Below are 14,172 nucleotides of genomic sequence, written 5' to 3' on the forward strand. Positions count from 1 at the left end.
TTAACATTCAAGGTACAGACGATATGATGGTTGACTCGGTGGGGATGAGCACCTTATTCTTGCCTGATGTGCAGTATGAGAGTTTGTTTCAGGGCTTCCGTATGGTTGGAACAGCGGCGAAGAAGGATAAGACGAAGAAGGGAACAAGGGCAACAGCATACAAATATGGCGAGAAGGTAACACTCGATTATCTGAATGAAAGTGTCCCCGAGGAGTACAGAGCAGATCTCGGCAGGAAACTCAGTAAATTAACACTGGAAGAAGCGAGGAAGAAATATCCAGAGTGGTACGACAAGAGAATCGTGAAGCAAACGCCAAGAGGGACATGGATATGCAAGCGGGATTTGTATGATTGGTGGTTGCGTAGAATCAGGGAGGTACAACAAGGGCATCGATACTGGAGTGTTTTTGTGCTTGCTATCTATGCGAAAAAGTGCGCAATCCCGTATGAGGAGCTTGTGTCTGATGCGATTGATCTGATTCCTTTCCTTGATTCACTCGGAAAGGATGATCCATTTACCAAATCGGATGTGATGAAAGCCGTAGAAGCTTATAACGATAGCTATATGACCTATCCGATTGATGCCGTTATGACGAGGACTGGGATTTCTATTCAGAGGAACAAGCGGAACGGGAGGACGCGGGAGAAGCATTTGGAACGAGCGCGGGCAGTCCAAGAGATTGACTTTCCAGATGGACAATGGCGCAATAAAGACGGGCGACCGACGGCGCAAGCGAAAGTGATGGAGTGGCGGCAGCAACACCCAGACAGACGAAAGATTGACTGCGAACGTGAGACAGGACTCAGCCGACCAACGGTGTTGAAGTGGTGGAACATGCATTGACAAGAAACAAAAAAAACTGATAATATCGGATATATCCGATATTATCAGTTTTTTTGTTGAGGAAGGGTGTTTTTATAGCAAAGATGTCGAAGAAGAAGAAATATATGGCGTATATCCTGCATGTAGATGACGAGTTTGGCTATATGCAGAAGAAAATCGCTGCACTAATGGATGTTTCCCAATCAACAATATCCAATGCAGTCAAAGAAATGCGATATGAAGCTGAAATCTATATGAATCATTGTTTTTTCTCTATGATATTTTATATCACTCTCATATTTTATAAGCTGTTCTTTCTCTGCTCCACTAATTCCCAATTCATTATAATTTATATCATAAATACTTTCAGTTTTGGCTATTTTATAATGCTTTTTACTATTAATTCTACTTGTTGTCAAATCAAAATTTTTACTCATGTAATCCCCTCCCTTTTAAATACAGTTGTAGTCGATATTAAACTTTGATATAATTTTATATGTATATTTTTTACAAGGAGTTAATTTTATGAACAAAAAAAAGAAAATTAACACTATTGTTGGTTCAATTGGAGCATTTATTGGGGTTTTTGTGTTTATAACTTATATTCCTCAAATTATTGCTAATTTAGGAGGAGAAAAAGCTCAACCTTGGCAGCCTCTTACAGCTTCGATTTCTTGTCTAATTTGGGTTATTTACGGATGGACTAAAGAACCTAAAAAAGATTTTATTCTTATCGTTCCAAATTTAGCTGGTGTAATATTAGGATTTTTAGCTTTTATTACAGCTTTATAAATTTTTATTTATAAAGATTCTGAATTGTTATTGAAATAATTGTATGGAAAATATGTTAAGGAATCTACACATAATGACTAACTATACGATTTTAAAAGCACAAAAGCACCCTATATCTCCTGATAGGGTGCTTTGTGTTTTATCCGTAGGAGTCCATCAAAGTATACGATTATGGAGACTGTATTTTGATGGAAAAAAGGGCTTCCAAAGTATCCGAAAAAGTATTATAATATAAATACAGACATCTGAAAAATATATTATACTTTTATGGAGGGTTATTAATGAAAAAAGGGGAATCTAATAACACCAGGGCATACGGATATGTAAGGGTTAGTACGAAAGAGCAGAATCCAGAACGGCAAGTAGCTGAATTGATAGGGCATGGTGTTAATGAAAGAGATATTTACGTGGATAAGATTACTGGTCGTACGAAAGCTGACAATAGACCGGAGTATCAAGTTTTAAAGCACAGCATTAGACCAGGTGATACGTTATATATTCATGAGTTAGATCGATTAGGGAGAAATAAGGCGGTCATCCTTGAAGAGCTCAGATACTACAAGGAACAGGGCATTAGGGTGAAGATATTAGATTTACCAACTACGATGCAAGACCATTCTGGTAAAGATGGGTTAGGATCTCTAATGTATGAACTCATAAATAACGTTATCATTGAAATTATGGCTACTATGGCACAGGCAGAGCTTGAGAAGATAAAGAAACGTCAACGTGAGGGTATCGACGTAGCAATGGCCAATGGTATTAAATTTGGTCGTAGGAAGATAGAAGTAGACGAAAAATTTATAGTCCACTACGATGAGTGGAAGGCAAAAAAAATAACAGCAGTAGAAGCTATGAAGCGAACTGGATTAAAACGAAGTACATTTTACAATCTAGTGAAAGAATACGAAAAAAAAGACAGCTAGGGGTTTATCCTCTAGCTGTCTTTCTTTTTTTAGTCATCAGATAAGGCATCAACGATGGCTACTTCTGCGACTGTAATGATTACATCGATTAAGAAATCCCACATAGTTATTCACCCCCTTATGCTGTTCGTGCAGCCCGCTTTTGGCAGTCCATGCACAATGGCAATCCATAATATTTCAATGAGTACTTGCTGACATTATCAGAAATATCGCACCCACATTCTTCACAATGATGGTTATCGTCAACGGTAGGTTTTGCTTTTGTTGGAGCTTTTGGCTCAGTACTCAAAGCCTTAACCAATTTTGACTTTGGTACCTCTGGCTGATTAGCTTTAGATTCTTTAATCGCCATACTAGGCTGAGATGGTTTAATTGCTGTATTTTGGTCTGTCCGCTCATCAGCTTCTGGATCGTCACCAGTTGCGATGCAGAGGGATAACATGTAGGCATATTTAATAGCAGCAGTTTCTGCTTTCATAATTGCCTTGTCTCCAGTATCTTGACCAGAGCCGATACCAGATAATGTCAAAGTGTCGTTGCTGTGGATGTCATGTAATGTTACATCGACTTGAACCGTAGCATGTTTTTCTACATTGCCTTTGGCAGTGGTCACTTCCCTAAAATCCAATAATGCCGGAATGACAGTTGTGATAATGCCATTATTTAAAAGAGCAGTGTTAACCTTATCTAATACGTCTGCACTAGTCACGTAGTTGTAGCCGTGAAAGTTATTCTTTCCAGTTTTTTGGATGTAGTGACATTCTTTCATGACGTTTGCCAATTTTGTTCGTAAGTTTTGCTTTTCCATTTGAATCTCCTTTTTATGCTAAAGCATCTAAAATACGTTTTGCCATACCGAAGGCTACATTCCAACAACCGTTTTTACCTTGAGTGGTATCGACAGGTGTAGTAAATACATTCACCTCATGATTAGACATGAGTGTTGACCAGGAATCGAGATGTTCATTTTCGATGTAGAGGTTGATTGGATACTTAGCAACAGAGCTAATAGTAGGCAGTAATGACCATAGTCGAATGATGAAATGGATAGGGTTCTCCTCTGGTTCTAAGGTTGCTTTAGCGAGAATAGCATCTTTGTACCACACATAACCTGTAATACCTTCATCGTTTTCGATGATGTTGGTTCTATACTCTTTCTTTTTCGCATCAAATCCATTAGTACCAAATGGCCAGTAGTCTACCAAATCCAACTGATGACGCATATTGGAAGCTGTAAAGACATTGGCGATTTCTCGGATTGTATCCTTTTTTACCCCCACATAGTACCGTTTAGGCAATCCCAATTCATCGGAGAAGCCGAGGTGATCGAAGGTGTAGCCATTAGCTTTTGCTTTTTCCTCTTCTTTATCACCTTCTAACCTAGAATCTAATTCAAAATAATCTTTTGTGAATGTCATTGCTGGAGTAGATTCCACAATACCGATGGAGCTAGTATCATAGAAATTTTCCTTAATGGAATCCCAGTCGGCTTGGAGATTTTCGGTACGATTCAAATAGACTGTTTTGTGAATGGATGGATCTTCTGGAGATCCACTAGCAACGATTCCGTAGATCGCTGTTTTGTCAAAGACAATAGAGCCAATAGTTTTCATAGTAATTTCCTTTCTTATGCAACTTTAATAGTAGTAGGTTGAGCAGTAGCAGATAATTTTTTGCACTGCTCAGATACAGGACAATAGCCTTCGCATTTACGACCATTCCAACACTCATGAGCGGAGCATTCTCCTGGTACGATATTTGTTTCTAAGGCATCGGATAAACGTTTTGCTTTCGCTTCGAGATAACGTTTAATCCAACGGTCGCTGATTTTATTGATTGGAATAAGGTATAGAGGTTCGGTGATACCTCTTTCAGCTGCGATTCTAAGGCTTGCATCACGGCATAGAGCTTGGATAACCATTTGGTTTACAGTATATCCATTCTCTTCAAGGAGCATCCGATACGCATTGAGCTGTATCGCCCAATCTAATACATGACGAACACCGTCAGACCTAAACTCTTTACGAGTTTTAGGTTGACCTTTTTTTGCTCCAGTCTTATAGACTTCACCAGTTTCCACATCCACTTTGTAATACCCTAATGCTTTCATGAGCTTATATGAGCTTGTGACCTTTAAGTCTCCTAAAGTACCATCGTCACCAGTTAAGATTTCTCCATATAAATCTAATTGACCAGAGGTAATGGAGTTGAAGATACGTTCTTCTGCAAGCATATTGCCATGGGTTTGAGTTTCATTGATGGCATGTACACCAGATCCATGAAGTGCGTATAACTGATTCCTTGGATCTACTGAGTAATCTGTAGTTTTCTTTAAATACAGCTCACGTGTTCCGTTAAGAAGTTCAGTGACAGATGGTAAAGGTAAGTTGCGTTCTAACGATTTAGCAATAGCACGAAGTGTAGGTAAGAACATACACCGACAGGACTGCTGACATTTGTTAAGACAATCTTGGATATTTACGTTATCACCGTTTGGACAGATAAATTTTGTAGCCGGCATAATAATGACTCCTTTCTAATTAAAAATTTTGGACTATAGTTCTCCACGTTCTAACAGGCTTGTATAAACTCCACGACCGATAATGACGTGATCTAGGACTGGAATCCCCATCACCTCTCCGGCTCTAGCCATAATCCTTGTAACTCGGATATCATCTGAGCTTGGAGTAGGATCACCAGAAGGATGGTTATGGACAAGGATAATCGCAGCAGCATTTAACTTGATAGCTTGCTTAAAGATTGCTCGTTGCTCAGCGGTAGAAGATGTAAGACCACCCACTGAAATATCCTCTGCTTTAATCAGCTTATTCTTCACGTTAAGGAAGAGGGTACGGAAATGCTCTTTCTCGAAGAACTGCATATCGCTCATTGCGATAAAAATTTCCTCCGGAGTAGATGTGCTTTTTAAATCCAGTTGTGATTTTTCGTGGATGCCTTTTACCAGGTCTTTGATAGCACGTAACTTGCGTAATGCTGTATCACCCATACCACGTACCTTTTTCCATTCGGATTCATCTGCATTGAATAAGGCTTGGAATGGATCGCCATTGTATTGAGCTACCATTTCCTTTACGGATGATTCTGGTAAAAGCTGACATAATGTAGTTTCAATCGTTGTTGTATTCATGGTTTGTCTCCTTTTGACTAAACTGGAATTGAAGAGTATTCATCAATAAAAAACTCAGCATCTGTATCATGGTAGGCTTTACAGAGCTGAGTAATAATTGAGTTGATTGTAGAATTTGGATCGATGAATACGGAAAAGATAGAGTTAACCCATTTAACGAGCTCAGCTAGGGAAGAGAAATATTCTTCATGGACTACTGCATTATCTATATAGCTAAAAAATCGATATTTTGGGGTCAAGAAGCGTTGGTTCGTATCTGTATTGATGTAGATACCCATACCAGGCTCTTCTGCCGTATAAACGTAATCTAGGGTAGAAAATTCCGGTTGCTTTAAGATAGCATCGAAATCTTCTGTCATAGGACACCAGGCACTTTCAGTTAACAGCACGAAATGATGTGAATCTTTATCTGAAATGATAGGATTCAAATTAATAATAAAGTGACGTGTATCGTTAACCTTGGTACTCAAGTTCATTTCATCCAGAAGAGTTGTGATTCGTGGTTCATGTGGATCAATCAACATAGTGCGTTCAATGTGTCCGTGAAGTGCTTCCAGTTGGTTTAATTCACCATAGAAAGCGATGGCATTTGTACAATAATTTGCCATGGTAAAATTCCTCCTTTTAAAACAAAGAAAAAAGATGATCCAGTATGCATAGTCATATGGTCGATCTACAGATATAGTATGTGCTTGAAGATGGTAACTATTACAAAGTAGTAGCTTTGAGTGGTAGGAGATGCAAACATAATAGTAAATAACGATAGAAAGGAGAGATGGTATGATAATTAACAAGTCTGTACTCTATGCCGGTGAAGCTTCAGTTGTATTGAATATGCCTGTTCAAAAGGTGTATAAGCTCATTAAAAATGGAGTACTATTAGCATATAAAGATGATTTCTCTAAAGCATGGAAGATTCCAGAGCAGAGTATTCTTGACTACCAGGAAAAACGATTAAATAGTAAAAGATAACCTCTTTAGCTATTATGGGAATGAATCAGTAATCAGCTGATGCGATACAATATTATCTAGGAATTTATTTTTAGGTAAGTGATGTACATTCTAGTAATAAGTTAAAAAGGAGAAATTTATGTATAATAACAGTTCATTAGAAGTCTTAACAGTAGATGATGTAGCAGATATATTACATATCAGCAAAACGATAGCGTATAAGTTAATTCGTTCTGGTACGATACCAGGGTTTAAAGTTAACAAACGAGGGTGGAGAGTTAGTAAAGATTCATTAGCAGAATATTATAAGTCGCAATCTAAATTGCAATATAATACCCCATAAGGCCTTAAAGGTCTTATGGGGTATTTACTACTGTAGATAACTTTAATAGGATCATAAAAAATAGGTCTAATTAACTATATTGATAATATAGCCGCCGCTTTAAGGGAAAAGACAAAACCAAAAAATTCTGTTAGAATTAAAATGGGTTTAATTAACTATATTGATAATATAGCCGCCGCTTTAAGGGAAAGGGGGGGGGTAGATGTGACTGATGAAGAATTATATGATTTGAAAGTTGAATATATAAAAGATAAAGAATTAGAAGAGGTAGATTGGTATTCTTTTTATCGCGATATATTTCCAGATGGTTCATTTGAGCGTAAAGGGCATTTAGAAGATTGTAAGCCTAATGGTCTAATATTCGTTAAAGGGAATGGAGATGGATCCCCTAATAAAGTAGAATTGGTATTTGATGATTTATCTAAAATTGGAGAGTACCAGGGTCAACAGGATGTAATTATGTCAGTGATAGGTTATTCTGGTAAAAGAAGGTTGAAGAAGAATGCGTATCATTTATATGGACTAACAGTGGATTTAGATGGTCAAGATAGTATTCTTAAACTTAGAGATACTTTTTATCAGATGGAATGTGATACGATTCCACCGGCAACTTATACAGTGTTAAGCGGTCATGGATTACATTTATATTACATTTTTGATGAGCCGATTGAACTGCGACCGCATATGATTGATGGAATCCAAAGAATAAAGGATGGATTAACGGAATTAGTATGGAATGATTTCACGTCTTCAATTAAAGTTACTATCGAAAAACCATATGTAAAACAGTACCAATCAATTTCTCAAGGATACCGTATTGTAGGCTCTGCATCGAAGATGGGTAAGGATTACGCTGTACGAGCATGGAAAACGGGCCCTAAATGGTCTTTAAATGATTTAGAGAGCTATTTCCCAGAAGGAGATAAATTTGATAAGTATCGATTTGATATAGGAAAGAAAAAGACTCCTTTAGAAAAAGCTAAGGAGTTATGGCCAGAATGGTATCGTAAGAGAATCGTGGAAAAGAAACAACCTGGGGTATGGGTCGTAAAACGTGATCTATATGATTGGTGGCTTAATAGGATTCGTGATGAGTCTAGGGAAGGTCATAGATACTATGGTATATTTACTTTAGCGACATATGCGATGAAATGTGCGATTCCTTATGAGGAGCTAAGAAAAGATGCATTCTCACTGCTGAATATATTTGATGGTCGGACGTTAGTTGAAAGTAATCATTTCACTGAAACAGATATAGAAGCTGGACTGCTAGGGTATAGAACTAGAGCCTTTAGGTGTACGATTGATTACATAAAAAAAGTTTCTGGTATTGCTATTACGAAAAATAAACGAAACTTTAGAAGGCAGTCTGTTCATTTGAAAATCGCTAGATATGCACGAGATGTTAATATGGAAGATAAAGGACGAGGAGATTGGATAAATAGAGATGGACGACCTGTAGGTTCTCTTGAAAAAGAAAAATGGAATCTATTTTGTGAGTGGAAAAAAGCGAATCCAACTGGGTCAAAATATAAGTGTATCAAAGATACAGGTCTTTCAAAGGTGACAGTATATAAGTACTGGAAGTTATAATCTATATATAGAAATATATATAAAAATATATATTTCTATATATATAATAATATATATTTTTGGTCATATAAGAATATATATTTTTATATATAAGAAAAGGGATACATATGTAAGTAGTACCCTACTTGAGCATATAAAACTGTTAATTGAGATAGAGCATGCATGCGACCTGGAAAGTAGTAGATTCAATATTATCTTTGATGAAGATGAGTTTGACGACTTTATAGACGATGGATTAGTGAAAGATAATGGAATAATGGATGTTCGTATTCATTGTAGTGGAGAGAAAAGCAAGGCAAGTGGCTTGCTTTTTTCTGTTTTAGGGAATACAATCAGTTGTAGTAAAAACTGTATATATTTAAAATCATATTTATATATATATTTCTATACATATTTCCGTATATATTTATATATATATAAAAATATATATAAAAATTATTTCAGAGGGAGAGTTCTATGGCTAAAGTAATAACTGTCATTAACCAAAAAGGTGGAGTTGGTAAGAGCACAACATGTGAATCAATAGGGGCATTTTTCCGTGATCAAGGTAAGAAAGTGTTGTTCATAGACTTAGACCCTCAATGTAACCTATCCTATTTATTGGGAGCTCAATCTGATGAGACTATATGGGAATATTTTTGTGCTAAGAAGAATAATGCTGAGGTGAGCTTAAAGAATTTCATTCAAACTACCGATCGTGGGGATGTTATTGGAAGCAGTCAATTTCTTGCTCACGCAGATAGTAGCTTGCTAGAGATGGGTAGAGAGTACTATCTAAAAGAGGGAATTGAGGAGCTAGAAGGTACTTATGACTATATTGTCATAGATACTCCACCATCATTGGGTATAGTATCCATCAATGCTTTAACTGCCACTAATGGCATTGTGATTCCCACACAGGCGGATATATTGAGCCTTCAAGGTATTGGTCAGTTGATTCAAACAGTAACTTCTGTTAGAAAATATAGTAACCCTGGTCTTCAAATATATGGCTTATTATTGGTGAGATATAATGCTAGAACTAATATATCTAAAGGAGTAGCGGATTATCTAGCTACAGTCGCTAACGATATGGGTACTACCTTATTTGATACTAAAATTAGAGAGTGTACGGCAATTAAGGAAGCTCAAATCAATAAGAATAGTATTTATGACTATGATAAGAAATCGAATGCTGCTAAAGATTACAATAGCTTTGTCAGAGAATTAGAAGCGAGGTTAGGGTAATGACAAAAATAGATAAGAAGACAATTAGATCGGTTGCGGATAATTTCTTTAATAAAGAAATTATAGAAAACGCTACTGGTATAGAAAATATCAATACTATAAATATGGTAGAGAGTATTGATCCTAATCATAAAACTGAAAGTATTGAGGATATTCCTAAAGCTGATAGTATTGCCGGTAATAATAAAATTGAAGATACTGAAATTAAAGTAGAACCAAGACGTAGAGGTCGTAGACCGAAAGCAGTTAAGTATAATGCGAAAATTTTGTTTACAGTGACTCCAGAGATGAGGGATAAAATCTTTGCATTTTCAGATGAAGTTGGTATGTCAGTAGTAGAGATGCTGAGAGAAGCTATTACGGATTGGATGGATGCTAAGTCAAAAAATAAGGAATGAAATAATATAAGCACTAGGTGATGAAACACCTAGTGCTTTTTTATTTTTACTAGGAGATGGTATTTAGTGGTTCTTTACTATTAACAAGAATTATTTAATGAACAAAAATATAAGGTATGTTGGGAGACCATACCTTATATTTACACAGTTAATAGTCTAAAAACCTTGATACTATAGTAGTTTTTAGACAATTCTTATTATATATATGGGAGTATGTATTATGAAAAATAAAGACATAACTAACTATTGGTATTCAAGGGTCAGTACAGGAAAGCAAGATTTAGAGAGACAAAATGACATGGCAAAGGAGATTGATATTCCAGAAGCCAATATATACATAGACAAATGTAATGCTAATACTCCACCTACAGCTAGACCAGGATTTTCAAGAATGATGGACAATATGAAATGCGGAGATATTCTACATGTAGAGAGTTTGGATCGTATCTCAAGAAGTGCGTTAGTAGGTAGTCAATGCTTATCTATGTTAGAGGATAAGCAAGTGCTTTTAAAAATCAATTTTGAACCAGAGCGAGAAGAAATTGGCAAAGAATTTATTGACGTACAGAATACAGAGGATAAGGAAAAGTGTATTAATAAATTTAAGGTAATAGAAGTGGAATCCAAAAAATTGTACTCTCGAACTCAATATAGAAATGCCAAAAGACTTACAACTAAAAGATCAAAAAATTTAGGAGGTAGACCAACTAAGGATCTACCTCCAAATTACCATAATATATTAGAGCGACTAGCGAAAGGCTTAATTAAATTTCCAGAGTGTTTAAATTTACTAGATATCTGCAAGCAGACATTCTATAACAAAGGCTTAAATGATATTGTGAAAGGTATGGCAATTTAATATGACAGGCAACTATCAGTACCTGTATATTATATCCTGTATGATGGTATAATACAGTTAAGGGTTTGGTATTGTAAGGGCGAAGAGCCTATATATTGTTGTGCGATAATGAAGTGCCAATCTTATCAAAGACTGTATATAGGCATTAAAAAAAAGTTGTCATATTGACAATTGTCAGTAGAGTGTCAATTTTAAGGAGGCCTAGAGAAATGAAATTGAATGAAACTTTACAATCATCAAAAATGGCAGAGCATAGGGATTCTAACAAGCCAAAGGTTAGAATAACAAGGAATGACTCTAATATACGAAACAGGCATTTAACAGCAGTAGAGCAGTCAGACATAAAGTTTGTCATCGATGACAAAAGATACATAAGTGAAATTATAGGAGATGATTGGCAAGAAAAGTGGAATAGCCAAACTCCAGTATTCATTTGTTCGCAGACAGGATCTGGTAAAACTAGACTACTGCTAAAGACAATTCTAAGTAAGGCATTAAGTTACAATAAATTTGAGCGTCAAAAAAATAGCAGAGAACGTGTCAATATTATTTATTTTTCCAATAGGGTTGGATTGGACTTACAGGTGAAGAAAGACATCTGTATTGAGTGCGATAGCCGGTTATTTAATGACTACTCAAAAAGCATATGGGTGGATCGATCTCTTGAAGGGCGAAAGAAGATAAAAAAACTGGGTGCCTTTGATAACGAGAATGTAGAAAATCCAGAGGATTATACAATCGCTGTCATGAAGTACCAGGACGTGCTTGATTACACAAGTAATGCTGCTATCAAAGATATCTTAGATAACCTAAATAAATTTGATATTGCTATTTTTGACGAAGCTCATTTTTTCACATCCGATAGTACCTTTAATGAGCACATACCTAGTATCCATAATAAGTTAATCCAAGGCCTAAATCGTGCCAGAAGAGTATATTTATCTGCTACTATGGACTCTAGCTTAGAGGTACTAATTCGTGAGGAAGTGGAAAACCAAAAATCGGTTCAATTATTAAATGATGAATCGAAGGAGTTCCGTATGCCTTCTGAGGAAGAGTATTTCTACCGAGTTGTAAATGTGATTTGCCAGAATAGCTCCTATAGGGGGTATTTCCCACGACCATTAGTGACACTGGATACTATATTTACTAATAATGACATACGGACTACTGTTGAATCTAATGCGATAGACGATTTTGGCAAATATTTATTTTGGCAAAATCGAGACAATACTGAAAAATATTTTGGCGAAAAAGTTGACGATGTATTGGAAGATTTACAAAAGCTACGTCCGATATACTACGGCAACATAAAAAATTATGCTTATATTGAGCCAATCATGATTGACCTAGACTTTACCAAGAAGGATAGTGATCCAGAGATTGAAGATGACGATGCTGATGATAGTTCATTAAAAAATAGTAAAAATGCCAGACTTGTAAAAGATATAGTTGCTTACGTAAACGATGAAATCAAAGTTAACAAAGATAATAAAATGGTGATATTTGTCGAGTCGAAAGAGTTTGGGCGAGATTTAAAAACTGCACTGGGAGAAGGCAGAGCCATCTTTATTAATGCTGATAATAAGGAAGAAGATGAGAAGGCAATTAAAGCCTTCAATGAAATCGTGCAGAATGCCAAGTTCGAACAGGAGATATTGATTTCTACAGCTGTTCTAGACAATGGCATCAATATAGATGACGATAAGGTTAAAAATATGATGATTCTAGCATTTGATCGAGTACAGTATATACAAATGCTAGGCCGTGTTCGGAACTCAAGCAACTTGAAGCTATACATACCTAGAAGACCAGAGAAACTTATGGGATCAAAGGTTAGTAAGACAAGAAGAACCCTGTATGATTTGCTTTATAAGCTAATTGAAAAAAATGAGGAAGTTGGAGAAAAAACGACGAAGTTTATTATCCCTAACTTAATCAGAACGATAGATGCACTTACAAGACTATATCGAGGAATGAACGAAGAGATAGAAATCAAAGGCCTTAAAAGGGATACACAGGCTTATGAGACTCTAATTGGGTATGGAGATAAATTAGCAAGAAGGTATCAATTAGAAGACAATGCGTACCGATATGGAATTGAGGAGTTTTTCTACAACCTAAAACAGGAAAATTATAATGAAGATAGCAAGGCTTTATTTGCCGACCATATGTCTCTATTGGATCATAGAAATAACCCTACACAAGAAAAATTTTACTTAATAGAGATCCTATCGATTATTTTAGGATTGCGTGAGTATAAAAAACGAGCAATTCGTCCTTTATCAGAGCCAATGGAGAAGCCTTTCGTAGATAAGACATTGAATGACATTTATAAGATGTTTAATGAGGATTATGAGTTCCTTAATGGCGGATCTAATGTGTTAGGTGATGACCTTCTGGATGGATATACCTATATTCAATTGGCACGTATTAAATACCTCATAACTCAATTAGAAGAGTCCGATTATAATAGCCAATCCTTGATTGACGATATAAATAAGGAAATTCAGTTATTTAACCATACATATGGACAGGCTCATGATGACTACTTTGTAAAGGAAATTCTTGGGTGGTTAGGTAGAACGGATGATGTTAACGATTTAAAATATATCCAATTGAAGGAAATCAAGGAAAAGAAGGTATCAAAAGATCAATTGGAGGAAAAACTAAAGAAACTTCTAAATTCATTGGTAGTTGAAGAATCTATCGAAGAAGATGATTATCTCGAGCAATATGGTACAGATCCAGATAAAGATATGAGCTGTAAAGGAAAACTTGTGAAAGAGATACAAGAAAGAAGTGAAAATCTTGGTAAAGGGAAACAACAAAAGGATATTAATGAATTTATAAAAAAATGGGATATAGCTATTACAAGCAGACGTATTAGAAAATCTGGTAAAGATAGAACTTATTGGGTAGTCCATAAAATTGATAAGTGCCCAGATATTGGTACAAAAATATATTGATTTATAATTTTTTAATGCTATAATTTAGGTAATAATATATTATTTATTTTGTATAAGGTGAGAGAAGGTTTATAATCTAAATTTTAATTCAGTCGAATTCGACCGAATTAAATCCGAAGCAGGATATAATTCATTAACATTC

15 protein-coding genes and 1 pseudogene are annotated in these 14,172 nt (G+C 35.8%); 10 read left to right on the top strand and 6 right to left on the bottom strand.

Annotated features, from left to right (window positions below):
- Positions 1–845: pseudogene (locus EO117_RS08460) on the top strand (hypothetical protein); the annotation flags it as partial.
- Positions 846–1,027: 182 nt separating this feature from the next.
- Here the strand turns inward: EO117_RS08460 and EO117_RS08465 are convergent.
- Entirely contained in the window at positions 1,028–1,261 is a 234-nt protein-coding gene (locus tag EO117_RS08465; protein WP_126940026.1) for a hypothetical protein, read from the bottom strand.
- Positions 1,262–1,349: 88 nt separating this feature from the next.
- Here EO117_RS08465 and EO117_RS08470 point away from each other — a divergent pair, with 88 nt between their 5' ends.
- On the top strand, positions 1,350–1,616 hold the full coding sequence (locus EO117_RS08470; RefSeq protein WP_126940027.1) for a SemiSWEET family transporter: 267 nt from the start codon (positions 1,350–1,352) through the stop codon (positions 1,614–1,616).
- Between the two features lie 281 nt (positions 1,617–1,897).
- Positions 1,898–2,542, top strand: a complete 645-nt coding sequence (locus EO117_RS08475) for a recombinase family protein (protein WP_126940028.1) — start codon at positions 1,898–1,900, stop codon at positions 2,540–2,542.
- A gap of 118 nt (positions 2,543–2,660) precedes the next feature.
- On the opposite strand, the gene EO117_RS08480 is transcribed toward EO117_RS08475, so the two are convergent.
- The 5 genes from EO117_RS08480 to EO117_RS08500 are packed head-to-tail and all read right to left on the bottom strand — an operon-like array spanning position 2,661 to position 6,298.
- On the bottom strand, positions 2,661–3,350 hold the full coding sequence (locus EO117_RS08480) for an ERF family protein (RefSeq protein WP_126940029.1): 690 nt from the start codon (positions 3,348–3,350) through the stop codon (positions 2,661–2,663).
- Between the two features lie 13 nt (positions 3,351–3,363).
- Positions 3,364–4,155 carry a hypothetical protein gene (locus EO117_RS08485; RefSeq protein WP_126940030.1) on the bottom strand — a complete coding sequence of 264 codons (792 nt, stop codon included), beginning with the start codon at positions 4,153–4,155 and terminating at the stop codon, positions 3,364–3,366.
- Between the two features lie 14 nt (positions 4,156–4,169).
- Positions 4,170–5,063, bottom strand: a complete 894-nt coding sequence (locus EO117_RS08490; protein WP_126940031.1) for a hypothetical protein — start codon at positions 5,061–5,063, stop codon at positions 4,170–4,172.
- A gap of 33 nt (positions 5,064–5,096) precedes the next feature.
- Positions 5,097–5,690, bottom strand: coding sequence for a RadC family protein (locus tag EO117_RS08495; protein WP_126940032.1), 594 nt, complete (start codon positions 5,688–5,690; stop codon positions 5,097–5,099).
- Positions 5,691–5,707: 17 nt separating this feature from the next.
- Entirely contained in the window at positions 5,708–6,298 is a 591-nt protein-coding gene (locus EO117_RS08500; protein ID WP_126940033.1) for a hypothetical protein, read from the bottom strand.
- A 172-nt stretch (positions 6,299–6,470) separates the two neighbouring features.
- Between EO117_RS08500 and EO117_RS08505 the strand changes: the two genes are divergently transcribed.
- From EO117_RS08505 to EO117_RS08535, 7 genes are all read left to right on the top strand, one after another.
- Positions 6,471–6,662, top strand: coding sequence for a helix-turn-helix domain-containing protein (locus tag EO117_RS08505; RefSeq protein WP_126940034.1), 192 nt, complete (start codon positions 6,471–6,473; stop codon positions 6,660–6,662).
- A 118-nt stretch (positions 6,663–6,780) separates the two neighbouring features.
- Positions 6,781–6,984 carry a helix-turn-helix domain-containing protein gene (locus EO117_RS08510; RefSeq protein WP_126940035.1) on the top strand — a complete coding sequence of 68 codons (204 nt, stop codon included), beginning with the start codon at positions 6,781–6,783 and terminating at the stop codon, positions 6,982–6,984.
- Positions 6,985–7,188: 204 nt separating this feature from the next.
- Positions 7,189–8,577, top strand: a complete 1,389-nt coding sequence (locus EO117_RS08515; RefSeq protein ID WP_126940036.1) for a hypothetical protein — start codon at positions 7,189–7,191, stop codon at positions 8,575–8,577.
- Positions 8,578–9,033: 456 nt separating this feature from the next.
- Entirely contained in the window at positions 9,034–9,804 is a 771-nt protein-coding gene (locus EO117_RS08520; RefSeq protein WP_126940037.1) for a ParA family protein, read from the top strand.
- Positions 9,804–10,202, top strand: a complete 399-nt coding sequence (locus tag EO117_RS08525) for a hypothetical protein (protein ID WP_126940038.1) — start codon at positions 9,804–9,806, stop codon at positions 10,200–10,202. The genes EO117_RS08520 and EO117_RS08525 overlap by 1 nt, the downstream gene beginning before the upstream one ends.
- A gap of 220 nt (positions 10,203–10,422) precedes the next feature.
- On the top strand, positions 10,423–11,061 hold the full coding sequence (locus EO117_RS08530; protein ID WP_164727556.1) for a recombinase family protein: 639 nt from the start codon (positions 10,423–10,425) through the stop codon (positions 11,059–11,061).
- Between the two features lie 209 nt (positions 11,062–11,270).
- Positions 11,271–14,030 (top strand): DEAD/DEAH box helicase family protein, encoded by a 2,760-nt coding sequence (locus tag EO117_RS08535; RefSeq protein WP_126940040.1) that lies wholly within the window; start codon positions 11,271–11,273, stop codon positions 14,028–14,030.
- Positions 14,031–14,172 lie beyond the last annotated feature (142 nt).

Source organism: Veillonella sp. VA142, assembly GCF_003992135.1.
Lineage (GTDB): Bacteria > Bacillota > Negativicutes > Veillonellales > Veillonellaceae > F0422.